This window comes from Microbacterium wangchenii (genome assembly GCF_004564355.1).
GTDB lineage: Bacteria > Actinomycetota > Actinomycetes > Actinomycetales > Microbacteriaceae > Microbacterium > Microbacterium wangchenii.
In genome coordinates this window covers 2,150,736-2,172,146 of sequence record NZ_CP038266.1, presented here as the reverse complement: position 1 = coordinate 2,172,146, position 21,411 = coordinate 2,150,736, and the positions used below count along the sequence as shown (strand labels likewise).

Genomic DNA, 21,411 nt, shown 5'->3' with positions numbered 1-21,411 from the left:
CGGGTCACACGTAGTCGTTGGCTGCGACTCTCCCGATCGGCGTGCGGGCGATCTCGCGCCACAGGAGTGCGACGCCCGCGTCGAGCGACTCGGCCTGACGCGAGCGGGCCAGCACCCGGTCGGCGAGCCGGGCGTAGTCGTCGCATCCGTCGGTGAGCAGGGCGGTCACGATGACCGAGCGCCCGCCCGCCTGCTCCAGGCGGGTGTGGATGCGGCGGGCTGCCGTGTCGCACTCGCGCCGCACGTCCTCCGCAGGCAGCGCGACGCGGTCGATCAGGAGGATGAGGTGCTCCAGGGCGGGCAGGCGCCGGCACAGTTCCTCGCCGAGGTCGCCGATGCAGCGGAGGTGCCCGCGCAGCTCCGCCCGGCTGCCCGCCGCCGTCGCATCCACTCCCACCACCGCCCCGGAGTGGCCTCCCTGCACGTCCGCCACGTCGGTGAAGCTCTCCGCCTCGGGGCGTGCCCGCAGGTCGCGCAGGCATGGCAGCGGGTCCCCGAGGATCGCCACGCGCGCGGGCGGTCTCGGATCGCTATGCGTTTTCGACACGGTTCTGGCAATCGATGCACGTGGGGGCCGATGGCAGCACTTCCAGGCGGGCGGGCAGGATCGCGCCGTCGCAGCGGGTGCAGCGTCCGTAGGTCCCGGCGGACAGCCTGTCCAGGGCTGCGGTGATCTGCTCGACGGCGCGGCGGGCCGCCGCCAGCGCAGACCACGCGACGGGGTCGAGGTGAGGGGCGGCGTGGGGGGAGAGTTGGCGGATCCTCTCCTCCCGCTCGGTCAGCTCGCTCTGAAGAGTGCGGCGGATGGCCGTCAGGTCGAGGCCCGCGGCGGGCAGGGTCGAGGTGGCGTCTTCGGTGCGCATGGTTCTCTTCTCTTTCGGTCGGCGGGTGCGCCGGAGGGCGCGGTGACGGATCGCTCCGCACCGCATAAACGAAAAGCGCGCCGCAGATGCGACGCGCCGGATGAGCCGGGAGAGGCTCAGGGCGGCGGGGCGCGGTGCGAGGTGCGGAAGAGCAGAACGCCTCCCGTGGCGCTCATCCGCGGCGGCAGGATCCCCGCTCGGCCGCTCGACAGTCGCGTCCCGGGCGCCGAGAAGCCGCCGCGCGAGGCGGGGGTCGTGGCGCTGATACGGGGGGAACGGGACATGGCCCTCACCATAGCCCGGAACCAGGAAAAGGCAAGTCGTGGGGTGTTTTCCCGCCGGCACCCGTTTGTGGCGTCCGAGGATGGCGTCGAGGGATGCGGAGGATCGGGGCGTGCGGGGACAATGGCCTCGTGAGCTTCGAGCGCCGCGACGACGCGCCGGCGGGCGGCGATCCCGCGTGCTGGCTGGCAGCCACGTGCCCCGACTGCGGCGCCATCGTGGAGCGGGCGGTGTGCTGGCGATGCGGAGCACCACGCGAGGAAGAGGAGTGACGTGGCGGAATCGTTGACCGGGATGCTCGGGACGAAGCACCCGATCGTGCTGGGACCGTTCGGCGGGCTGTCGTCGGTGGAGCTCGTCGCCGTCGTGAGCGAGGCGGGCGGCCTGGGTTCCTACGGTCTGTACGGGTATGCGCCCGACCGCATCGCGGAGACCGTCCGCGCTCTCCGCGCGGCCACCGACCGTCCGTTCGCCCTCAACGTGTGGTTGCCGCTGGAATCGGACCCGGGCGCTCCGACGGCGGAGTTCACCCGCGCTGCACGCGCCGTCGCGCCGCTGTACGCCGCCGTCGGGGCGACCGTGCCCACGGCGGTGCCCGACGCGGTGGTGCCGGCGGTGCAGGAGCAGTGGGACGCCGTGCTGGAGGCCGCGCCTGCCGCCGTCAGCTGCGTCTACGGCGTGCCGACACCTGACATGGTGTCCCGCGCGCATGCCCGCGGCATCGCGGTGGTGGGAACGGCGACCACCGTCGCCGAGGCCCTCGCGCTGGAAGAGGGGGGAGTGGACGCGGTGGTGGCGACCGGGTTCGAGGCCGCCGGGCACCGCGTGTCGTTCCTGCGCGGCCCCGAGCAGTCCCTCGTGGGGACGATGGCGCTGGTGCCGCAGGTGGCGGATGCGGTCGCGGTGCCGGTGATCGCCGCGGGCGGCATCGCGGATCGTCGCGGTGTGGCCGCCGCCTTCGCCCTCGGTGCCGCCGGGGTGCAGGTCGGCACGGCGTTCCTGCGCACGCGTCAGTCCGCCGCGCCCGAGTCGCATCGCGCCGGCATCCCGGCCGCCTCCGCCGAGGAGACGGTGCTCACGCGGGCGATGAGCGGACGGTTGGCGCGCGGCATCCCCAATCGCGCCGTCCAGGAGATCGAGGCGGCGGGGGCGATCGCCCCCTTTCCGGTGCAGAACTGGCTCACCGGCGGCTTCCGCGCCGCCGCGGCGCAGCAGGATCGCGGCGAGCTGCTGTCGCTGTGGGCGGGGCAGGCCGCACCTCTCGCCCGGGAGGAGGACGCCCGTCGGGTGTTCGAGGAGTTGCTGGCCGGAGTGCCGCCGCGCCGCTGACGAGGTCACCGCGAGGTGGCCGCCGGAGCGCGTGGAGTCGCGTACCGTGGAAGGTGGAGTGGGAGGAGACGCCATGCGGGTTGTGCAGTCATCCGATTGGCGGGACGCGATCCCCTTCGACGTCCCGACTCCGGCGGCGGAGGCCGCCCCCGGGGAGCCGACACGGTGCTTCGCGTGTGGGGCGAGCGGCGAGCCGCTGCCACGTACCGAGCTGTGGGCCGTCAAGCACCGTCACCCCAACCACCACGCCGGTTTCGTGCGGTTCTACTGCGCCGCGCACACGCCCGCAGCCCCCGCCCCCGCGGCGGCGGCCGCACCGGCCGGGCGTGCTCCTCGTGCCGCCCGCCCTGCGGCGGCCAAGGCCCCGCGCCGTGAGGCGCCCGTGCGCCGCACCGTCGACACCGACACCGTCCGCGCGATGTGCCCGGACTGCTTCGTCGAGGTCTCCGCCACCGGCGAGTGCGGCATGTGCGGCCGCCAGGTCGTCTGACTCGTCGGTTCAGAATTCAGGAGAATCGGGCCCGGGAGCGGCCGATCCGAGGTTCGGCTCGGCGTGTCTCCTGAGTTTTGAACGGCGCGGCGGCGGCTCAGGGAGCCGGGGGAGCGTCGCCGGGGGAGCGCCGTCCGCCCCGCACCCGGCGCGAACGGCGGATGAGGCGGACGATGCCCCACACGACCGCCCCGGCTCCCGCGGCCACGGCGAGCCAGGGGAGCAGGAAGCCGACGGCGATCACGACGCCGTTGGCGGCGGCGACCAGCCCGTTCCATCCCGCCATGACGCCGTCGGTGAATCCGGCCGGGTCGGCCTCGACCGGCGTCGAACGCGGCACGAGCTGCACCGTGAGGGTCGAGAGGTCCACCTGCCCCTCGAGCCACGCGAGCTGCTGGCGGTCCGACTCCAGCGCCGCCTGCCGCTCGGCGAGGGCGGTCTCGGCGGCGATCAGGTCCGCGACGTCGGCGGCCTGAGCAAGCAGCTCAGTGAGCCGGGCGACGGATGCTTCGCCCGCCGCCACGCGTGCACGCAGATCGATCGCCTGATCCGTGACGTCCTGCCGTGACACCGTCGAGGAGGTGACCTCGCCCACCTCCGCGAGGGCGGCGATGGCGGCGTCCAGATCCTCGTCCGGGATGCGCACCGTGACCCGACCGGCACCGGAGCCCGGCCCGGGGGCGGGCTCGATGAGCACCTGGTCGGTGTCGAAGCGCAGGCCGTCGACCGGCGCGCCCCCCGTGATCCCCTCGGCGGCGGCGTCGACGCTGAGCGACTCCACATACCCGCCGCGTGCCTCCGCGTCGTCGGCGATCCGCTGCGCCGCGGTGGCGACGTCCTCCACGACGACCGTCGCGGATGCCGTGGAGATCACCGCGCGGACGCTCTCGCCGACGGCCGCTTCGCCCACCGTCGCGCGGTCGGCCGCCGCCGACTCCGAGCCGCCCGAGTCGGTTGCCGGCGCCACCGAGTAGCTGTCCGCCCCGCCCGACAGCGACGCCATGAGACCGGGGGCGATGACCGCGGCGACGACGAGGACCGCGGCCGCGGCGCCCCCGACGGACCACGCGAGTGTGCGGCGCCGCCGCTGCCGCCGGCGGTCGTCCGCGATGCGCGCGAACACGTCACGCTCGATCGCGGCGACGCGCTCGTCGGTGAATTCGGGAAGTACCGGCGCATCCAGGTCGTGCGTGTTCATGCGTTCTCCGTCTCGGTCACGGCACCGCGCACACGTGTGCGGATGCGGGAGAGACGGTTGCGCACGACCCCGTGGGCGACGCCGAGCTCTTCGGCGGCTGCCTGGTAGGCATACCCCTCGGCGGCGCAGAGGCGGAAGATCTCGCGGTCCAGGTCGCTGAGGCCGTCCACTTCGCGCAGGATCGCGGCCACCGTCACCGAGTCGATCACCTGCTTCTCGACGTCGATGGTGTCGGGGATGCGGTCATCCAGCTCCGCCGAGCGGTTGCGGTCGCGGCGCCGGGCGCGCAGGCGGTTGGCCGCCTGCAGCCGGCAGATCGTCGCCAGCCACGGCAGGAGCGAGGCGCCCTGCAGCTGCAGCCGGGGGATCTTCTGCCACGCCAGGACGAACGTCTCCTGCGTCACGTCCTCGGCGTCGGAGGCGTTCTCGAGCAGGCGGTGCGCGATCCAGTACACCGGTCGCGCATACGCGCGGTACAGCGCACGGAAGGCGGACTCCGATCCGCCCGCGGCGCGTGCCACCAGCGTCGCGTCGTCGACCTGCTCCTGCGTCATGTCGTCCCGTCCCCGGCTGCGCCCCCGCGCCGCCGGCCCATTGTCTCTCACTGAGGAGGTGTCCGCCGGGCAGGGATCGTCTCGCATCCGATCGGTGTGCGGTCATGACGGTAGACTCGACGCCGCGAGAGGGAGTATCCCGACAGCGCGCATCCGTCATCACGGGCCCCTCGGCGGACCCCGGGTACGCGCCGCGACACGCGTCGCGGGGAGAGACTTTCGGCGTCTACCGACCCCTCACCCTTTTTGAAAGGCCCCGATGGACCTGGAACTGCCGCTTTGGTTCGAGATCGGCTCGCTGGTCGTGCTCACCCTCATCCTGCTGGCCGACCTGCTGCTGATCCTCAAGCGGCCGCACATCCCCTCGACACGCGAGTCGACGCTGTGGGTGGTGTTCTACGTGACGCTTGCCCTCATCTTCGCCGGCCTCATGTGGGTCTTCGCCGGCGGCGAGTACGCGGGCCAGTTCATCGCCGGATGGCTGACCGAGTACAGCCTCTCGATCGACAACCTCTTCGTCTTCGTGCTGATCATGTCGCAGTTCTCGGTGCCGCGCCGATACCAGCAGGAAGTGCTGATGGTCGGCATCATCATCGCCCTCGTGCTGCGCGGGGCGTTCATCCTCGTCGGCGCCACCATCATCGAGAACTTCAGCCCGATCTTCTACCTCTTCGGTGCATTCCTCGTCTACACCGCGATCCGCCAGGCCTTCCCCGGCGGAGACCACGACGACGACGCCAAACGCGAGGGCTTCGTCGTCCGCCAGCTGCGCCGCATGATCGACATCAGCGACGAGTACGACGGATCCAAGATCCGCACCGTCGTGGGCGGCAAGAAGATGTGGACGCCGATGATCATCGTCTTCGTCGCGATCGGCGTCACCGACCTGCTCTTCGCGATCGACTCCATCCCCGCCATCTTCGGCATCACCCAGAGCGCCTTCATCGTCTTCACCGCGAACATCTTCGCGCTGATGGGGCTGCGCCAGCTCTACTTCCTCCTCGGCGATCTCCTCGACCGCCTGCGCTACCTGCATTACGGGATCGCGTTCATCCTCGCGTTCATCGGCGTCAAGCTCGTCTTCCACGCCATGCACGTGAACGAGCTGCCGTTCATCAACGGCGGCGAGCACATCGAATGGGCGCCGGAGATCTCCACCATGGCCTCCCTCGTCGTGATCGTCGTGGCCATGGCCGTTGCCACGATCGCGAGCCTCCTCGCCTCGGCGCGCGACCGCCGGACGGCCGCGACCGCAACGGCCGCCGCATCCCGCGTGGCGGACGAGAAGGGCACGCCGCCCACCGTCGAGCGCTCGGCGACCGAGCGCGGCGAGGGCTGAGCCGGGCACGACGACACGGGGGCGGGGCCGGATCGGGGCTCCGACGCGCCGTGATCGGTGCCGTCGGACCCGGTGGTATCGTGGGCGCGTGCGGATCGCTCGCCTTCTCCTTAGCGGCCGCGGCGAGACCTCGTAACAGGCCTCTCTCGTCGCGGAGTTCGTCGCGGGCTTGATCCCCATCCGAGGAGAACGGCAGAACACATGAGCACCGCCCACCCCGAAATCCCGTCGATCCCCGACCGCCCCCGCACGCTGGCGGAGAAGGTCTGGGACGACCACCTCGTCGTCAAGGGCGAGAACGGCGAGCCCGACCTGATCTACATCGACCTGCACCTGGTCCATGAGGTCACGAGCCCGCAGGCCTTCGACGGACTGCGCGCCGAGGGGCGTCCCGTGCGGCGCCTGGACCTCACCATCGCCACGGAGGACCACAACACCCCCACCCTCGACATCGACAAGCCGATCGCGGATCTGACCAGCCGCACCCAGATCGAGACGCTGCGCCGCAACGCCGCCGAATTCGGGGTGCGCCTGCACTCCCTCGGCGACGCCGAGCAGGGGATCGTCCACGTCGTCGGGCCGCAGCTGGGGCTCACGATGCCCGGCGTGACCGTCGTGTGCGGCGACTCGCACACCTCCACGCACGGCGCCTTCGGGGCCATGGCCTTCGGCATCGGCACGAGCGAGGTGGAGCACGTCCTGGCGACGCAGACCCTGCCGCTCAAGCCCTTCAAGACGATGGCCATCACCGTCGAGGGCGACCTCAAGCCCGGCGTGACGGCGAAGGACATCATCCTCGCCGTGATCGCCAAGATCGGCACCAACGGTGGGCAGGGGTACGTGCTGGAGTACCGCGGCAGCGCCATCCGCGCCCTCTCGATGGAGGGCCGCATGACGATCTGCAACATGTCGATCGAAGCCGGCGCGCGCGCCGGAATGGTCGCCCCGGACGAGACGACCTTCGCCTACCTGCAGGGGCGCCCGCACGCGCCGACGGGCCAGGATTGGGAGGAGGCCGTCACCTACTGGCGCACCCTCCCCAGCGACGAGGGCGCCGTCTACGACGCCGAGGTGTTCCTGGATGCCGCGGAGCTGGAGCCGTTCGTGACGTGGGGCACCAACCCCGGTCAGGGCGTCTCGCTGAGCGACGTCGTCCCCGACCCCGCCGCGATGACGGACCCCGCCGAGCAGGTCGCCGCCGAGCGGGCGCTGCAGTACATGGATCTGACCCCCGGGACTCCCTTGAAGGACGTGCGGGTGGATGCGGTGTTCATGGGTTCGTGCACGAACAGCCGCATCGAAGACCTCCGTGCCTTCGCCTCGATCGTCCGCGGTCGCACCAAGGCCGACGGCGTGCGCGTCATGGTCGTCCCGGGCTCGGCGCGCGTACGCCTGGAAGCCGAGGCCGAGGGCCTGGACAAGGTGTTCGAGGAGTTCGGGGCGGAATGGCGTTTCGCCGGCTGCTCCATGTGCCTGGGGATGAACCCCGACCAGCTCGCCCCCGGCGAGCGGTGCGCGTCGACGTCGAACCGCAACTTCGAGGGCCGTCAGGGCAAGGGCGGCCGCACGCATCTGGTCTCGCCGCTGGTGGCTGCGGCCACGGCGGTGCGCGGGACGCTGTCCAGTCCCAGCGACCTGGCGCCGTTGCACGAGACCGCGACGATCGGGGCGGAGGCCTGACATGGAGAAGTTCGTCACCCACACCGGTGTCGTCGCGCCGCTGAAGCGATCCGCGGTCGACACCGACCAGATCATCCCCGCGGTCTACCTCAAGCGGGTCACCAAGACCGGCTTCGAGGACGCGCTGTTCGCCAACTGGCGGCAGGACCCCGATTTCATCCTGAACCAGCCGGCGTTCTCGGCCGCGTCGATCCTCGTCGCCGGTGCGGACTTCGGTACCGGATCCAGCCGCGAGCACGCCGTGTGGGCGCTGCGGGACTACGGCTTCCGCGTCGTGCTGAGCCCCAAGTTCGCCGACATCTTCCGTGGCAACGCGGGCAAGCAGGGCCTGGTCACGGGCGTCATCACCGAGGGCGACCTGGAGCGGATCTGGGCGGCCGTCGACGCCGAACCGGGGGTGCGGATGACGGTGGATCTCGACAAGCGGGAAGCGGAGATCGGCGATCTCCGGGTCGCGTTCGACATCGACGATTACACTAGGTGGCGGCTTCTCGAGGGGCTCGATGACATCGGGCTCACGCTGCGGAACGAAGACAAGATCGCGCAGTTCGAGGCGCGCCGCGAGGGATGGCGGCCGCGGACGCTCCCTGTCCGGTAAGCCACGTCAGGCCTCACCCGGGCCGGCGCCATCCCCTCGTCAACACCAAGTGAGGTCCCCTGCATGAGAGCACTCGTCCCCGACGCCGGTCCCGCCTACTCCGGGCCCGCCGGCGAATCCGGTGAGGTCCTCTCCATCCGCGGGGGCCGCCCGCTGCGTGGAGACGTCGAGGTCAAGGGAGCGAAGAACCTCGTCACCAAGGCGATGGTGGCAGCGCTCCTCGGCGAGACCCCCAGCGTCCTGCGCGACGTGCCCGACATCAGCGACGTGCAGATCGTGCGCTCCCTGCTGGAGGTGCACGGCGTGCGCGTCCAGGACGGTGAGAACGGAGAGATCCACCTCGACCCCAGCGGCGCCGCCACGGCCCACTTCGAGGAGATCGACGCGTACGCGGGAGCCTCCCGCATCCCGATCCTCTTCTGCGGACCGCTGTTGCACCTCCTCGGCGAGGCGCTGATCCCCGACCTCGGCGGCTGCCGGATCGGCGACCGGCCGATCAACTTCCACATGGATGCGCTGCGCGCGTTCGGCGCGGTGGTGGACAAGAGCTACGAGGGCATCCGGATCACCGCCCCCGACGGCCTGCACGGCGCCGAGATCGAGCTGCCCTACCCGAGCGTGGGCGCGACCGAGCAGGTGCTGCTGACGGCGGTCAAGGCCAAGGGCGTCACCGAGCTGCGCAACGCCGCCATCGAGCCGGAGATCATGGATCTGATCGCCGTGCTGCAGAAGATGGGCGCGATCATCTCCTACGAGCCGAACCGCGTGATCCTCATCGAGGGCGTCGACTCGCTCCGCGGCTACGACCACCGGGCGATCTTCGACCGCAACGAGGCCGCGTCGTGGGCGTGCGCCGCCCTGGCCACCGACGGTGAGATCTTCGTCCGCGGGGCCAAGCAGCAGGAGATGCTGACGTTCCTGAACGTGTTCCGCAAGGCCGGCGGATGGTTCGACGTGCAGGAGGACGGCATCCGGTTCCGCCGCGACGGCGCCCTCAAGCCCGTCATGGTGGAGACCGACGTGCACCCGGGCTTCATGACCGACTGGCAGCAGCCCCTCATCGTCGCCCTCACACAGGCGGAGGGCACCTCCGTCGTGCACGAGACGGTGTACGAGAACCGCCTCGGGTTCACCGCCGCCCTCGTGCAGATGGGCGCCGACATCGTGGTGCACCCGCAGGGGATCGACAGCCCCGACCGCCGCGTGCCCCGCCGCTCGCTCGAGCAGGCCGCCGTCATCAAGGGCCCGACGCCTCTGCACGGCGCGGATGTCGTGGTGCCCGACCTGCGCGGCGGGTACAGCTACGTGATCGCCGCACTCGCGGCCGAGGGGGAGTCGGTGGTCCGCAACATCGGCATCATCCGCCGCGGGTACGAGAAGTTCCTCGCCAAGCTCGACGCGGTCGGCGCCGACTTCGACGTCATCGGATAGCCGTGGCATCCCGTCGTCGCGCGTCGCGCGAGAAGTCACGACCGAGCGTCTTCTGGCTCCTGGGGGCCGTGGTGGAGCCTGCCGTCAGCCTGCTCGCCAAGATCGAGATATCCGGCCAGGAGCACCTCCCTGAGGAGGGGCCGTACATCCTGGCGCCCAACCACCTCTCCGAGTTCGACCCGTGCGTCGTGGCGGTCGCCGTGTGGCGGCTGGGCCGGGCGCCGCGGTTCCTCACGAAGGAGAGCCTGTTCCGCATCCCGGTGCTGGGCGCAGCACTGCGGGCCACGGGGATGGTGCCGGTGGCACGGACGGCGTCGGGGGCCTCGGCCCGCGAGACCATCCGCAGCGCCGAGGAGCTCGTCGCGCACGGCCGCGGCGTCGTCGTGTACCCCGAGGGCTCGCTCACCCGCGACCCCGACCTGTGGCCCATGCGGGGCAAGACCGGAGCGGTGCGCCTGGCGCTCGCGGGTGATCTGCCCATCATCCCGGTCGCCCACTGGGGCGTGCAGGAGATCATGCCCCGGTACGGCAAGCCCCGGCTGTGGCCCCTGCGCCGTCCCGTGCGTATCGTGTTCGGGCCCCCCGTGGATCTGTCCGCCTACCGGGAGGGCAGCACGCAACCGGCTGTCCTCATGCAGGCGACGTCGGTGGTGATGGATCGGATCACGGATCTGCTCTCGCAGCTGCGCGGCATCCCCGCTCCCGCCGAGCGGTGGGACCCCGCAGTGCACGGGCAGAAGGAGACGGGTCGCCTTGAGCCGTAGGCAGGACGCCCCGCTGCCGCGCGTGGCGGTGCTCGGTGCGGGCAGCTGGGGGACGACGTTCGGCAAGGTGCTCGCCGACGGCGGCGCGCACGTGACCATGTGGTCGCGCCGGCCCGAGCAGGCGGAGGAGATCCGCCAGGCGCACCGCAACACGCAGTATCTTCCGGGCATCAACCTGCCGCACCAGATGACGGCGACATCGCACCTCGCCGAGGCGCTCGAGGGCGCGGACCAGGTCTACCTCTCCGTGCCCAGTCAGGCGCTGCGGGAGAACCTCGCCGCCGTGCGTCCGCTCGTGGCGGCCTCGGACGCTCCGATCGTCTCGCTCATGAAGGGCGTCGAGAAGGCGACGGGGATGCGGATGAGCCAGGTGATCGAGGAGGGTCTGCAGTGCGACCCGGCCCGGATCGCCGTCGCATCCGGGCCGAATCTCGCCCTGGAGATCGCGCGGGAGCAGCCCACGGCGGCGGTGATCTCCTCCACGAGCCAGGCCACCGCCGAGGCGGTGGCCCTACGGGCGCGCAACCGGTACTTCCGCACCTTCGTCAACACCGATGTCATCGGCACGGAGTTCGGCGGCGTGCTGAAGAACCTCATCGCCGTGGCGATCGGCATCGTGGACGGCGTCGGGTACGGCGAGAACACCAAGGCGTCGATCATCACGCGTGGCCTGGTCGAGATGACCGACTTCGCCGTCGCACAGGGCGCGCACCCCGAGACGCTGCAGGGGCTCGCGGGTCTGGGCGACCTCATCGCGACGTGCCAGTCGCCGCTGAGCCGCAACAACACCGCCGGAAGGCTGCTGGGGCAGGGAGTGACACTGCCCGATGTGATCAAGCAGATGCAGCAGACCGCCGAGGGGCTCGCCTCCGTCGCTCCCGTGCTCCAGCTGGCCCGCGAAGTGGGGGTGGAGATGCCCATCGTCGAGCAGGTGAAGATGGTGCTGGACGGCACCATGGATCCCCGCGACATCGCCCCGCACCTCACCACCGATGATGACAAGCCCACGGGCGAAAGGACGCAGAATGGACAAGCCGGTGGTCGTGGTGCTCTTTGGCGGTCGATCCAGCGAGCACTCGATCAGTTCCGCGACGGCGGGCGGCGTCCTTCGGGCGATTGACCGTGAGCGCTACCGCGTGATCCCGGTCGGGATCACCCGCGAGGGCGCCTTCGTGCTGGAAGAGGACGATCCCGACAAGTTCGCGCTGGATGGTGCGACGCTCCCCGAAGTCGCCGACAACGGCACCCGCATCCGCTGGCCCGAGTCCACGGCGACGCGGGAGCTGACCGTGCTGGACGAGTCGGGCGAGCGCTCCCTGGGCGACATCGACGTGGTGCTGCCGATCCTCCACGGCCGTTTCGGCGAGGACGGCACCGTGCAGGGGATGCTCGAGCTGATCGGCCTGCCCTACGCCGGCGCCGGGGTGCTCATGTCGGCGCTGGGCATGGACAAGCACGTGACCAAGAGCGTGCTCCGCTCCGCGGGCGTCCCGGTGGTCCCGTGGGTGTCGCTGACCCGGGCCGATCTCGCCCGCGACCGCGAGGAGACCGAGCGCCGCATCGCCGCCCTGGGCCTTCCGGTCTTCGTCAAGCCGAACCGGTCGGGCTCCTCCGTCGGGGTGACCAAGGTCTCCGCGTGGGAGGAGCTGGAGCCGGCGCTGGAGGTGGCCTTCGCGGAGGACTCCGTCGTCCTGGTCGAGCAGGCCGTCATCGGGCGGGAGCTGGAGTGCGGCGTGCTCCCCGGACGCGAGGGTGCCCCGACACGCGTGAGCGTCGCGGGAGAGATCGTCGTCAGCGGGCGCGACTTCTACGATTTCGAGGCCAAGTACCTCGGCGCTCCCGGCATCGACCTGGTCTGCCCGGCCGACCTCCGCGACGGCGAGCTGGCCGAGATGCAGCGGATCGCCGCGCGCGCGTTCGAGGCGCTGGGCGGGGAGGGCCTGGCCCGCGTGGACTTCTTCTTCACCGGCACGGAGTTCTTCGTCAACGAAGTGAACACCATGCCCGGATTCACGCCCATCTCGATGTTCCCGCGATGCTGGATCGCGTCGGGGATGAGCTACCCGGAGCTGGTGAGCGAGCTCATCGAGGACGGGCTGTCCCGCGCCTGATCGACCGGCCGCGCCGGCTCAGGCGCGCGGCGTGCAGACGGAGCCGGTCTTCTCCAGGATCGGGTTGAGGATCGGCGAGAGCGCGCGGAGGGTGTCGCCGCTGCGCACGACGTCGTAGTCGAGGTAGACCTCCACGGCGGGGGTGCGCCCGAAGGTCGTGAACCGGTAGTGATCGTCGGCCGCCTCCGATTCGTCGATGAGCCAGTCCACGCCCTCGACCGTCTCGCAGCGCAGGGGGGAGGGGCCGGGTTCTTCCACACCGCACGTGAGGATGATCGCGGTCGGGCTGCCCCACGCGGCAGTGGCCTGCGCATCCGTCCAGCGGCGCTCCTGCCCCGACACCTGGTCGGGGAGGCGCACCGACACCGCGGCGCACGCGGGGTCGCCGGCGTTGGCTGCAGGTTGCAGCGACACCGTCCCGGCGCAGCCGGACAGGGTCGCAGCGGCGAGCAGGGAGAGTGCCACCGCGGCGAGGGGACGGCGCGGGCGGATCACTCCTCCAGGCTAACCCGCCCGGTAGCGTGGGTCGTGTGGGTGCAACAGTGGGCGCGACCGGCGAGGCGGAGATCCTCCGCCGCATCCTGAGCCGACTGCCGGCCTCGGCGGCTGTGGTCGGTCCCGGTGACGACGCCGCCGTGATCGCGGCGCCTGACGGGCGCGTGGTGGCCACGACCGACACGCTCGTGCACGGTCCGGACTTCCGTCTCGCGTGGTCCACCCCGTTCCAGCTGGGCTGGAAGGCGGCCGCCGTCAATCTCGCCGATGTGGCGGCCATGGGGGCGCGTCCGACGGCTCTGCTGGTGGCCCTCGCGCTTCCGGATGAGACGCCGGCGGCCTTCGTCGAAGGACTCGCCGACGGCCTGGCCGCCGCGTGCGCCGAGCTGGCGCCCGGCTGCGCTGTGGAGGGGGGCGATCTGACGGTGTCGGACACCCTGACGATCGCCGTCACCGCACTGGGCTCCCTCGACGGACGCGATCCGGTGCGCCGCAGCGGTGCGCGGCCGGGCGACGAGGTGCGTGTGATCGGCGATCTCGGCATCGCGGCCCGCGGCCTCGCGGTGCTCTTCGACCGCTTCAGCGGGCCCGGGGGAGAACCGCTGCCGGTCACGGCGGCGGCCCTGGGGGCGCTCGCGCCGGACGCGGCGCACGCCGTCTCCCGCCAGCTCGCACCCCGTCCGCCCGTCGCGGCCGGAGCGGATGCCGCCGCGGCGGGAGCGACGGCGATGATGGACGTCTCAGACGGGCTCGCACTGGATGCCACCCGCATGGCGCAGGCTTCAGGTGTCACGCTCGACCTCGAGCGCTCCACCCTGGGAGAGGATGCGGCGGCGGCCCTCACCGGTGGCGAGGACCACGCGCTGCTGCTGACCGTGCCGCCGGGGACGACCTCGGCCGGGCGGCGCATCGGCGTGGTCCGGGAGCGCGGTGCGGCTGCCCTGACCGTGGACGGCGTCGCGTACGAGCGCCGGGGCGGCTGGGACCCCTACCGCGACTGGGACGCCGGGCGCGGCTGACCCCACCACATAACGGTGTCGCCGTAGGCCCGCGTGCGGAGGGCCTCCAGTCCGGCATCCGCCCATGGCGGCTCGGGGGAGCGGCGCGCGCGTTCGACGATCACCACGGCGTCCTCGCTCAGGCGGCCGGCCAGCGCAGTGAGGGCGGCGGCCAGGTCGGCATCGGGAAGGTCGTAGGGCGGGTCGAGGAACACCAGGTCGTACGGGCCGCGAGCGGCGGCGGTGAGGAACGTCGTCACCGCGGCGCGGTGCACCCGGAGGGGCGCGGACAGCCGCCCGGACTGCGCGACGCGCGCGGCGTTGCGGCGCAGGACGGATGCGGCCTCGGGAGCCTTCTCCACGAAGTCCACGGCCGCCGCGCCGCGGCTGGCCGCCTCGAGTCCCAGCGCGCCGGAGCCGGCGTACAGGTCGGCCACCCGTGCGCCGTGGAGGAGGTCGGCCGCATCCAGCGCACCGAACAGCGACTCGCGCACACGGTCGCTCGTGGGCCGGGTACCGGCGGAGGGGATGGCGATCACCGTGCCGCCCGCGGCTCCGGCGATGATGCGTGTCACCGTCCCAGCCTACAAAGGCATGAGCGGAGAATCGGTGTCGTCGCGCATGCCTAGACTCGGATCATGCCCGGCCTCTCCCTCGCCTCGCGCCTGGACGGTGCCGTCGGCGGCAAGACCGCGGGGGCCTTCGAGCGCGCCTTCGGCATGACGACGGTCGGCGATCTGCTCATGCACTACCCCCGCCGGTACGCCAAGCGCGGGGAGCTGACCCCCATCGCCTCCCTCCCGCTCGGGGAGCCGGTCACCATCGTCGCGGAAGTCGTCAGCGCGGGCGAGCGCCGCATGCAGAACCGCAAGGGGTCGATCCTCGAGGTCGTCATCAGCGACGGCGACGGGCGCATGACGCTGACGTTCTTCAATCAGACGTGGCGCCTGAAAGACCTGCAGCCGGGGCGACGCGGCATGTTCTCGGGGAAGGTGGGCGAGTACCGCGGGGCGACGCAGCTGACGCATCCCGACTACGAGCTCTTCGAAGACGTCGAGAGCGCCCGCATGACGGCGGAGAGCTATGCGCAGCTGCCCATCCCGATCTACCCGGCGACCGCTTCGCTGCCCAGCCCCCTGATCCACAAGACCATCTCGCTCGTTCTGGACGGGCTCGGCGACGTCGAGGATCCGCTGCCGGACGACCTGCGACGCCGCCACGGACTCCTGGATGCGCGGACGGCGCTCGAGCGCATCCACCGCCCTGAGGTGGAGGAGCAGGTGGGACCCGCCGTGGCGACGCTGCGCATGCACGAGGCCTTCGTGCTCCAGGCCGCCCTCCTGCAGCAGCGGCAGGCCGTGCGTGCGCTGTCGGCGCGGCAGCGCTCCGCGGCCCCGGGCGGGCTGCTCGAGCGCTTCGACGCCGCGCTGCCGTTCGAGCGCACGCCTGACCAGGTCGTCGTCGGCGACCGGATCGCCGCCGACCTGGCCGGCGAGTGGCCGATGAACCGGCTCGTGCAGGGCGAGGTCGGTTCGGGCAAGACGCTCGTGGCACTGCGCGCGATGCTGCAGGTGGCCGAATCCGGCGGCCAGTCGGCGCTCATCGCCCCCACCGAGGTGCTCGCCGCCCAGCACGTGCGGTCGATCGCACGGATGCTGGGACCGACGCTCGCACCGGAGCTCATGCCCACGTTGCTGACCGGTCAGCTCCCCGCGGCCGAGCGACGCCGGGCGGCCCTGCGCGTGGCGTCGGGTCAGGCACTCATCGTCGTCGGCACGCACGCGCTGCTGAGCTCTTCGACGACGTTCGCCGACCTGGGACTGGTCGTCGTGGACGAGCAGCACCGGTTCGGCGTGGACCAGCGCGAGGCCCTGCGCGCCAAGGGCACGGCACCCCACACCCTCGTCCTCACCGCCACCCCGATCCCGCGCACCGTCGCGATGACCGTCTTCGGCGACCTCGACGTCTCCACCATCCGCACCATGCCGGCCGGGCGCGCCGGCATCCAGACGTTCGTGGCGCCGGTGGCCGAGAAGCCCGCGTGGTTCGCGCGGGTGTGGGACCGCGTGGCCGAGGAGGTCGCGCAGGGCCGCCAGGCGTTCGTGGTGTGCGCGGCCATCGACGCCGAGACCGGCGCGGAGGACGACACCGGCGAGGAGGTGCTCGACGACGCGGGTGAGTCCTCGCGCACGCGCTGGGGCGTCGTGCAGGTGGCCGACGTGCTGTCGCGGCATCCGGCGTTCGCAGACATCCGCGTGCAGATCCTGCACGGGAAGATGCCCGCCGAGGAGAAGGACGCGGTGATGCAGGCCTTCGCCCGCGGAGACATCGACGTGCTCGTCGCGACGACCGTGGTCGAGGTGGGCGTCGACGTGCCCAACGCCTCGACGATGGTCATCCTCGAAGCGGACCGGTTCGGCGTGTCGCAGCTGCATCAGCTGCGCGGTCGCGTCGGCCGCGGGGGAGTGCCGGGGCTGTGCCTGCTGGTCACCGAGGCGCGGCCGGGGAGCCCCGCCCGTGCCCGCGTGCAAGCCGTCGCCGCCACCCTCGACGGGTTCGAGCTCGCCGAGGTCGACCTGGAGCTGCGCGGCGAGGGAGACGTGCTGGGAGCGGCGCAGTCCGGCGCCCGCTCCTCGCTGCGGCTGCTGCGCGTCGTCGCCGACGCCGACCTCATCACGCAGGCGCGCGCCGCCGCCGAGGTGGTCCTCGCCGAGGATCCGGCCCTGGCTGCCCACCGGGGACTCGCCGCCGCGATCGAGCGCCGCGTGAGCGCGGAGGAGCGCGCCGCGCTGGCGAAGGGGTGAGGGCCGTCCCGATAGGGTGAGGGTCATGAACAGTCGGATCGCCGTGGTGCCCGGATCGTTCGATCCGCCCACCCTGGGACATCTCGACGTGATCCGCCGGGCCGCCGGGCTGTACGACGAGCTGCACGTCCTCGTGGTGCACAACCCCGGCAAGGAGGCCATGCTTCCCATCGCCCAGCGGCTCACCCTGCTGGAGCAGTCCGTGGCCGAGAGCGGCATCGACGGCGCAGAGATCGTCGTGGCGTCGTGGACGATGGGGCTGCTCGTGGACTACGCGACCGATGTCGGAGCGGGCGTGCTGGTCAAGGGCATCCGCTCGCAGGTCGACGTCGCCTACGAGACCCCCATGGCGATCGTCAACCGGCACCTCGCCCACGTCGAGACGGTGTTCCTGCTGCCCGACCCCGCCCACGCGCTCGTGTCCAGTTCGCTCGTGCGCCAGGTGGCGGCGCTGGGCGGCGACGTGTCGCCGTTCGTTCCGCCCGCCGTCGCGCGGTTCCTGGACACCGGCGCGCGCGACTGAGGGATCCCGCCCGCTCGGACGCGGGTAGCATTGACGACCGTGAGAAACCGACCTGGACCCTTCTCCGTGGCCGTGCGCGACATCATGCGCCGCCCCGGCGAGATGCGCGAGTTCGAGCTGGAGGTCCCCGCACCCGACAAATGGGGCGAGGGCCTCGTATCGGTGCCCGAGGGGGAGCCGATCGACATCGACCTCCGCGTGGAATCCGTCCATGAGGGCATGCTGGTCTCCGGTACGGCCGGAGCGACCTACTCCGGTGTGTGCGGGCGATGCCTGACCGACATCGCTCAGCCGGTCGAAGTCGAGTTTCAGGAGCTTTTCGCGTATCCTGGGGAAGAAGCGGAGGACTTCGAGGTTCGCGACGACCGTGTGGATCTGGAGATCCTCGTTCGGGACGCGATCGTCCTGTCGCTTCCGTTCCAGCCGGTGTGTCAGCCGGATTGCCCCGGCCTTGACCCGGCTACGGGCGAGCGACTGACCGAGAACACCACGGAGCGGCCGCAGGAATCCGTCGATCCCCGATGGGCCGCCCTGCAGAATTTCACCCCAGAGCCCGACGCCGACGCACCGCGCCGCGACGTAGAGAACACAGGAAAGAGCTAGACATGGCAGGTAACCCCCCGAAGCGGAAGGTCTCCCGCTCGAACACCCGTTCGCGCCGTGCGCAGTGGAAGGCCGAAGCGCCCACGCTGGTCAAGACGATCGAGAACGGCAAGGTCGTGTACAGCCGTCCTCACCAGGCCAAGGTGGTCACCGACTCGCAGGGCACCGAGCTGTTCCTGGAGTACAAGGGCCGCAAGGTCGCCGACGTCTGACGTGCCTGAGCGCGAGGCGCTCACCGACGAGCTCGGGGTCGACATCGACCCCGAGCTTCTGTCGCTTGCGCTGACGCACCGTTCCTTCGCGTATGAGAACGGCGGCATCGCGCACAACGAGCGCCTCGAGTTCCTCGGGGACTCGGTGCTCGGCCAAGCCGTGACCGTGCGACTGTTCACGCAGCATCCGGATCTCGACGAAGGCGAGCTCGCCAAGCGCCGGGCGAGCGTGGTGTCCACCGTCGCCCTCGCCGAGGTCGCACGGACGATCGGCCTCGGCGCGCACCTGCGTCTCGGACGCGGGGAAGACCTCACCGGGGGGCGCGACAAGGATTCGATCCTCGCCGACACGATGGAGGCCGTCATCGGCGCCACGTACCTCTCGGCCGGTCCGGATGCCGCGACGGCACTGGTGCTGCGCCTCGTCGAGCCTCTTCTGGCCGATCCCGACCGCTACGGTGCGGCGATGGACCCCAAGACGAGCCTGCAGGAACTCGCGGCGCGCCGAGGCATGCCCGCACCGGCGTACGAAGTCGACGCGCGTGGCCCCGACCACGATCGCCGGTTCACGGCCACCGTGCGGGTGGGGGAGCTGGCCGGTACCGGCGAGGGCTCCAGCAAGAAGCAGGCGGAGATGGCCGCGGCTCTCACCGCGTGGCGCCGCCTCAGCGCGCATGCCTGAGCTCCCCGAGGTCGAAGTCGTCCGCGCGGGGCTGGAACCCGCCGTCACCGACGCCCGCATCAGCGGCGTGACGGTGCTGGACCAGCGGGCGCTCACCCGTCACTCCGGCACCCCATCCGAGTTCGAGGCGGCGCTGATCGGCCGGACCATCGAAGGCGCGGCGCGCCGCGGCAAGTTCCTGTGGCTGCCGCTGGCCGGCCCGGCGCCGGAGCGGCCCGAGGCCCTCATGGCGCATCTGGGGATGAGTGGACAGCTGCTGCTGCGCGCCGCGGGCGCGCCGGCGGAGCGTCACGAACGCGTGCGCATCGACGTGGATTCGCCCCGTCATGGCGAGCTGGCCGTCGTGTTCGCCGACCAGCGCACGTTCGGCTCCCTCGCGGTCGACGCCCTCGTCCCCACGCCGGACGGTGCGCCCGGCGGCTGGGGAAGCACGCGGGCGGAGGTCCCGTCGCAGGCCGCGCACATCGCGCGCGACCCGCTGGACCCCGCGTTCGACGCTGCCGGCTTCCGCGCCGCGCTGGCAGGCAAGAAGTCCGGCATCAAGCGGGTGCTGCTGGATCAGACCACCGTCAGCGGCATCGGGAACATCTACGCCGACGAGGCACTGTGGGCGGCGCGTCTGCATCCGGAGACGCCCGCTCAGGTCCTGTCCACGCGCTCCGCCCGGCGGCTCCTCGCGGAAGTGCGGGCGGTGCTGGAGAAGGCACTGGCCGAGGGCGGCACGAGCTTCGATGCGCAGTACGTCAACGTCAACGGTGAAGCCGGCTACTTCGCCCACTCGCTGAACGCCTACGGGCGGACGGGACAGCCGTGCCCGCGGTGCGGCCGGCCGATCGTCCGGGTGTCGTTCATGAACCGCTCGAGCCACTACTGCCCGCACTGCCAGCGCCTTCCCCGGCCGGCTCACTCGCCGGGGGAGAGCACCTTCTTCCAGCCGCCCTCGTAGGCGATGGGTACGAATCCGATCGCCTCGTTGATGTCGAGCATGGGTCGGTTCTCCTCGGCATTGGTGGTCAGCACGCGCGGGGAGCCGGGCGCGACGCTCCGCCACGCGATGAGGGCTGCGCACTTGACGAGCATGCCCAGCCGGTGGCCGCGGTGCTCGGAGAGCACGAGCGTGTCCTCCTGCTGCGTGGCCTGCGTGCCGTCGCCTCCCACGACGAGCTCGTTGAAGGCGACGATGTCGCCGGAGTCGACGTGCTGGGCCGCGGTCACCAGCATCCGGCGACGCGCGTCGAGGTAGAACCGCTCGTGGCGGCGCAGCCGGTCGGCGTCCCACACCTCCTCGTCGAACTCCAGGCCGGCCGCCGGTGCGTCGGTGATCATGCGCGACTTCATCCACGCGTACCCCTCGACGAACTCCGGCGGCGTCGGCAGCTCCCACTGCACGACGCGGTAGCCTTCGGCGGCCACCGTCGCCTGCTCCAGCAGCCCCTGGAGGTGGGCGTTCAGGCGAGGATCGGTCAGATCGAGGGCGCTGATGCGCTCGACCTGCTCGAGGGTATGACCGTGCCGCAGGTAGAAGCGCGCCGAGTGATCGCGGGGGACGCTGCCGAATCCGGTCGGCGACGGAAGACGGGGGTCGGCGGAGGCCGGATGCTGCGCCCACGACTGCAGCACTGTGCGCCGGTGGGCGCGGGCGGTGCGTTCGACGAGCTCAGAGGCGGCGGTGCCGATGCCGCGGCCCCACACCGAGCGGCGCAGCTCCACGAGCCAGTACGCGACGCGCGAGCCCTCCTCCAGCGGGATGTCCACGCCGACCCGCCCGACCATCTCGCCGTCGAGGACGACGACCCACAGCATCCGTCGCTCGTTCGGATCCGGCGCGTACGCCGGCAGCAGCTCGTGCGGAGCGAGATGGAAGTCGTCATGGCCGGAGATCTCGGTGGAGATGAGGTTGCGCACCCGCACCATCTCCACGAAGTCGCCCGCATCGTCGGCGTCCACGGAGGCAGGGAGGGGGAGGGGGCGCAGTTCCAGGCCGGCAGGGGAGGTGCTCATCGGGTTTCCTTCACACGGATGGGGGTGGGGGTGCCGGGTCGGGGCCGCCGTGCGACGGCCCCGACCCTTGTCGTCACGGGCGGGTGGGCAGGAGCGCGGCCATTCGCTGGGCGGCCAGTTCGCGCGCCTCGCGGGCGCGCAGGGCCGACCGCCGCCGCGTGTGGGCGTCACGATACGGGATGGGCTGGATGCTGCGGGTGCCGCGCAGCAGCAGCCACAGTCCCAGACGCAGCGACATGCGGTCGATGAGGCGCACGTCGTGCGCGAGGGAGCGCAGTTCGTGCAACACATCGTGCTCGGCGAGGTCGCGAGAGCGGGCGAGGTCGAGAGGGGTGTTCATGAGGAGGCTTTCGTGAGTCGTGGAGGTCATCGCCCGATGAGGGCGCAGGGGCGCGGCGAGAAGCGCGCGGAGGCCGGGCGGCGCCGGGCGGGCCGCAGCCGCAAGGGCGGACAC

General features: G+C 71.7%; 26 protein-coding genes. 17 read left to right on the top strand and 9 right to left on the bottom strand.

Annotated elements, in window-relative coordinates; translation table 11 throughout:
- Positions 1–4 precede the first annotated feature (4 nt).
- From E4K62_RS10445 to E4K62_RS18700, 3 genes are all read right to left on the bottom strand, one after another.
- On the bottom strand, positions 5–508 hold the full coding sequence (locus E4K62_RS10445) for a hypothetical protein (RefSeq protein ID WP_135067202.1): 504 nt from the start codon (positions 506–508) through the stop codon (positions 5–7).
- Between the two features lie 22 nt (positions 509–530).
- A complete protein-coding gene (locus tag E4K62_RS10440) occupies positions 531–863 on the bottom strand; it encodes a TraR/DksA family transcriptional regulator (protein ID WP_135067199.1) in 333 nt (110 codons plus the stop codon).
- A gap of 116 nt (positions 864–979) precedes the next feature.
- A complete protein-coding gene (locus E4K62_RS18700; RefSeq protein WP_167747771.1) occupies positions 980–1,147 on the bottom strand; it encodes a hypothetical protein in 168 nt (55 codons plus the stop codon).
- Positions 1,148–1,276: 129 nt separating this feature from the next.
- On the opposite strand from E4K62_RS18700, the gene E4K62_RS18695 reads away from it, so the two are divergent.
- From E4K62_RS18695 to E4K62_RS10430, 3 genes are all read left to right on the top strand, one after another.
- Positions 1,277–1,417 carry a hypothetical protein gene (locus tag E4K62_RS18695; RefSeq protein WP_167747672.1) on the top strand — a complete coding sequence of 47 codons (141 nt, stop codon included), beginning with the start codon at positions 1,277–1,279 and terminating at the stop codon, positions 1,415–1,417.
- A 1-nt stretch (position 1,418) separates the two neighbouring features.
- Entirely contained in the window at positions 1,419–2,474 is a 1,056-nt protein-coding gene (locus E4K62_RS10435; RefSeq protein WP_374108105.1) for an NAD(P)H-dependent flavin oxidoreductase, read from the top strand.
- A gap of 73 nt (positions 2,475–2,547) precedes the next feature.
- Positions 2,548–2,964 carry a glucose-6-phosphate dehydrogenase gene (locus tag E4K62_RS10430; RefSeq protein WP_135067196.1) on the top strand — a complete coding sequence of 139 codons (417 nt, stop codon included), beginning with the start codon at positions 2,548–2,550 and terminating at the stop codon, positions 2,962–2,964.
- Between the two features lie 97 nt (positions 2,965–3,061).
- Here E4K62_RS10430 and E4K62_RS10425 read toward each other — a convergent pair whose 3' ends face one another.
- Both E4K62_RS10425 and E4K62_RS10420 read right to left on the bottom strand, forming a co-directional pair.
- The gene (locus E4K62_RS10425; protein WP_135067193.1) at positions 3,062–4,162 is read right to left on the bottom strand and encodes a DUF4349 domain-containing protein; all 1,101 of its coding nucleotides are present in this window, start codon (positions 4,160–4,162) and stop codon (positions 3,062–3,064) included.
- The gene (locus E4K62_RS10420) at positions 4,159–4,716 is read right to left on the bottom strand and encodes an RNA polymerase sigma factor (protein WP_135067189.1); all 558 of its coding nucleotides are present in this window, start codon (positions 4,714–4,716) and stop codon (positions 4,159–4,161) included. Before E4K62_RS10420 ends, E4K62_RS10425 begins: the two co-directional genes overlap by 4 nt.
- A 259-nt stretch (positions 4,717–4,975) precedes the next feature.
- Here E4K62_RS10420 and E4K62_RS10415 point away from each other — a divergent pair, with 259 nt between their 5' ends.
- The 7 genes from E4K62_RS10415 to E4K62_RS10385 all read left to right on the top strand — a co-directional run bounded on the left by E4K62_RS10415 (position 4,976) and on the right by E4K62_RS10385 (position 12,639).
- The gene (locus E4K62_RS10415) at positions 4,976–6,055 is read left to right on the top strand and encodes a TerC/Alx family metal homeostasis membrane protein (RefSeq protein ID WP_187270381.1); all 1,080 of its coding nucleotides are present in this window, start codon (positions 4,976–4,978) and stop codon (positions 6,053–6,055) included.
- A gap of 201 nt (positions 6,056–6,256) precedes the next feature.
- Entirely contained in the window at positions 6,257–7,735 is a 1,479-nt protein-coding gene (gene leuC / locus E4K62_RS10410) for a 3-isopropylmalate dehydratase large subunit (protein ID WP_135067186.1), read from the top strand.
- A 1-nt stretch (position 7,736) separates the two neighbouring features.
- The gene (gene leuD, locus E4K62_RS10405) at positions 7,737–8,333 is read left to right on the top strand and encodes a 3-isopropylmalate dehydratase small subunit (RefSeq protein WP_135067183.1); all 597 of its coding nucleotides are present in this window, start codon (positions 7,737–7,739) and stop codon (positions 8,331–8,333) included.
- Between the two features lie 63 nt (positions 8,334–8,396).
- Positions 8,397–9,764: a UDP-N-acetylglucosamine 1-carboxyvinyltransferase gene (murA, locus tag E4K62_RS10400; protein WP_135067180.1), complete on the top strand. Its 1,368-nt coding sequence runs from the start codon at positions 8,397–8,399 to the stop codon at positions 9,762–9,764.
- Positions 9,761–10,528, top strand: coding sequence for a lysophospholipid acyltransferase family protein (locus E4K62_RS10395; RefSeq protein ID WP_135071215.1), 768 nt, complete (start codon positions 9,761–9,763; stop codon positions 10,526–10,528). The genes murA and E4K62_RS10395 overlap by 4 nt, the downstream gene beginning before the upstream one ends.
- Entirely contained in the window at positions 10,518–11,648 is a 1,131-nt protein-coding gene (locus E4K62_RS10390) for an NAD(P)H-dependent glycerol-3-phosphate dehydrogenase (RefSeq protein ID WP_135067178.1), read from the top strand. Before E4K62_RS10395 ends, E4K62_RS10390 begins: the two co-directional genes overlap by 11 nt.
- The gene (locus E4K62_RS10385; protein WP_135067175.1) at positions 11,554–12,639 is read left to right on the top strand and encodes a D-alanine--D-alanine ligase family protein; all 1,086 of its coding nucleotides are present in this window, start codon (positions 11,554–11,556) and stop codon (positions 12,637–12,639) included. Before E4K62_RS10390 ends, E4K62_RS10385 begins: the two co-directional genes overlap by 95 nt.
- Before the next feature lie 18 nt (positions 12,640–12,657).
- Here the strand turns inward: E4K62_RS10385 and E4K62_RS10380 are convergent, their stop codons facing one another.
- Positions 12,658–13,134 carry a DUF3515 family protein gene (locus tag E4K62_RS10380; protein ID WP_240742660.1) on the bottom strand — a complete coding sequence of 159 codons (477 nt, stop codon included), beginning with the start codon at positions 13,132–13,134 and terminating at the stop codon, positions 12,658–12,660.
- 35 nt (positions 13,135–13,169) lie between these two features.
- Between E4K62_RS10380 and thiL the strand changes: the two genes are divergently transcribed.
- Positions 13,170–14,153: a thiamine-phosphate kinase gene (thiL, locus tag E4K62_RS10375; protein ID WP_240742659.1), complete on the top strand. Its 984-nt coding sequence runs from the start codon at positions 13,170–13,172 to the stop codon at positions 14,151–14,153.
- Here thiL and rsmD read toward each other — a convergent pair.
- A complete protein-coding gene (gene rsmD / locus E4K62_RS10370; RefSeq protein ID WP_135067169.1) occupies positions 14,123–14,707 on the bottom strand; it encodes a 16S rRNA (guanine(966)-N(2))-methyltransferase RsmD in 585 nt (194 codons plus the stop codon). The two genes, thiL and rsmD, sit on opposite strands and share 31 nt — an antisense overlap.
- Positions 14,708–14,770: 63 nt before the next feature.
- Here rsmD and E4K62_RS10365 point away from each other — a divergent pair, with 63 nt between their 5' ends.
- The 6 genes from E4K62_RS10365 (at position 14,771) to mutM (ending at position 19,902) form a co-directional block, all read left to right on the top strand.
- Positions 14,771–16,936 (top strand): ATP-dependent DNA helicase RecG, encoded by a 2,166-nt coding sequence (locus E4K62_RS10365; RefSeq protein WP_135067166.1) that lies wholly within the window; start codon positions 14,771–14,773, stop codon positions 16,934–16,936.
- Between the two features lie 25 nt (positions 16,937–16,961).
- Positions 16,962–17,459, top strand: a complete 498-nt coding sequence (gene coaD / locus E4K62_RS10360; protein ID WP_135067163.1) for a pantetheine-phosphate adenylyltransferase — start codon at positions 16,962–16,964, stop codon at positions 17,457–17,459.
- Positions 17,460–17,561: 102 nt separating this feature from the next.
- A complete protein-coding gene (locus tag E4K62_RS10355; protein ID WP_135071210.1) occupies positions 17,562–18,062 on the top strand; it encodes a YceD family protein in 501 nt (166 codons plus the stop codon).
- Positions 18,063–18,064: 2 nt separating this feature from the next.
- On the top strand, positions 18,065–18,274 hold the full coding sequence (gene rpmF / locus E4K62_RS10350) for a 50S ribosomal protein L32 (protein WP_019179169.1): 210 nt from the start codon (positions 18,065–18,067) through the stop codon (positions 18,272–18,274).
- A gap of 1 nt (position 18,275) precedes the next feature.
- Positions 18,276–18,956, top strand: a complete 681-nt coding sequence (rnc, locus tag E4K62_RS10345) for a ribonuclease III (RefSeq protein ID WP_135067160.1) — start codon at positions 18,276–18,278, stop codon at positions 18,954–18,956.
- Positions 18,949–19,902, top strand: a complete 954-nt coding sequence (gene mutM / locus E4K62_RS10340) for a bifunctional DNA-formamidopyrimidine glycosylase/DNA-(apurinic or apyrimidinic site) lyase (protein ID WP_135067157.1) — start codon at positions 18,949–18,951, stop codon at positions 19,900–19,902. The genes rnc and mutM overlap by 8 nt, the downstream gene beginning before the upstream one ends.
- Here mutM and E4K62_RS10335 read toward each other — a convergent pair.
- Complete coding sequence (locus E4K62_RS10335) at positions 19,860–20,957, bottom strand: GNAT family N-acetyltransferase (RefSeq protein ID WP_135067154.1); 1,098 nt, start codon at positions 20,955–20,957, stop codon at positions 19,860–19,862. The genes mutM and E4K62_RS10335 overlap by 43 nt on opposite strands.
- Before the next feature lie 73 nt (positions 20,958–21,030).
- The gene (locus E4K62_RS10330) at positions 21,031–21,327 is read right to left on the bottom strand and encodes a hypothetical protein (protein WP_135067151.1); all 297 of its coding nucleotides are present in this window, start codon (positions 21,325–21,327) and stop codon (positions 21,031–21,033) included.
- Between the last annotated feature and the right edge of the window lie 84 nt (positions 21,328–21,411).

Excerpts from the sequence above, each read along its gene's own strand:
- leuD (WP_135067183.1), top strand. The coding sequence starts at position 7,737 with ATGGAGAAGTTCGTCACCCACACCGGTGTCGTCGCGCCGCTGAAGCGA.
- coaD (WP_135067163.1), top strand. The coding sequence starts at position 16,962 with ATGAACAGTCGGATCGCCGTGGTGCCCGGATCGTTCGATCCGCCCACC.
- E4K62_RS10440 (WP_135067199.1), bottom strand. The coding sequence starts at position 863 with ATGCGCACCGAAGACGCCACCTCGACCCTGCCCGCCGCGGGCCTCGAC.
- murA (WP_135067180.1), top strand. The coding sequence starts at position 8,397 with ATGAGAGCACTCGTCCCCGACGCCGGTCCCGCCTACTCCGGGCCCGCC.
- E4K62_RS10430 (WP_135067196.1), top strand. The coding sequence starts at position 2,548 with ATGCGGGTTGTGCAGTCATCCGATTGGCGGGACGCGATCCCCTTCGAC.
- E4K62_RS10330 (WP_135067151.1), bottom strand. The coding sequence starts at position 21,327 with ATGACCTCCACGACTCACGAAAGCCTCCTCATGAACACCCCTCTCGAC.
- E4K62_RS10335 (WP_135067154.1), bottom strand. The coding sequence starts at position 20,957 with ATGAGCACCTCCCCTGCCGGCCTGGAACTGCGCCCCCTCCCCCTCCCT.
- mutM (WP_135067157.1), top strand. The coding sequence starts at position 18,949 with ATGCCTGAGCTCCCCGAGGTCGAAGTCGTCCGCGCGGGGCTGGAACCC.
- E4K62_RS18700 (WP_167747771.1), bottom strand. The coding sequence starts at position 1,147 with ATGTCCCGTTCCCCCCGTATCAGCGCCACGACCCCCGCCTCGCGCGGC.
- E4K62_RS10425 (WP_135067193.1), bottom strand. The coding sequence starts at position 4,162 with ATGAACACGCACGACCTGGATGCGCCGGTACTTCCCGAATTCACCGAC.
- rpmF (WP_019179169.1), top strand. The coding sequence starts at position 18,065 with ATGGCAGGTAACCCCCCGAAGCGGAAGGTCTCCCGCTCGAACACCCGT.
- E4K62_RS10365 (WP_135067166.1), top strand. The coding sequence starts at position 14,771 with ATGCCCGGCCTCTCCCTCGCCTCGCGCCTGGACGGTGCCGTCGGCGGC.
- leuC (WP_135067186.1), top strand. The coding sequence starts at position 6,257 with ATGAGCACCGCCCACCCCGAAATCCCGTCGATCCCCGACCGCCCCCGC.
- E4K62_RS10355 (WP_135071210.1), top strand. The coding sequence starts at position 17,562 with ATGCGCGAGTTCGAGCTGGAGGTCCCCGCACCCGACAAATGGGGCGAG.
- E4K62_RS10415 (WP_187270381.1), top strand. The coding sequence starts at position 4,976 with ATGGACCTGGAACTGCCGCTTTGGTTCGAGATCGGCTCGCTGGTCGTG.
- E4K62_RS10420 (WP_135067189.1), bottom strand. The coding sequence starts at position 4,716 with ATGACGCAGGAGCAGGTCGACGACGCGACGCTGGTGGCACGCGCCGCG.
- E4K62_RS10385 (WP_135067175.1), top strand. The coding sequence starts at position 11,554 with ATGGACAAGCCGGTGGTCGTGGTGCTCTTTGGCGGTCGATCCAGCGAG.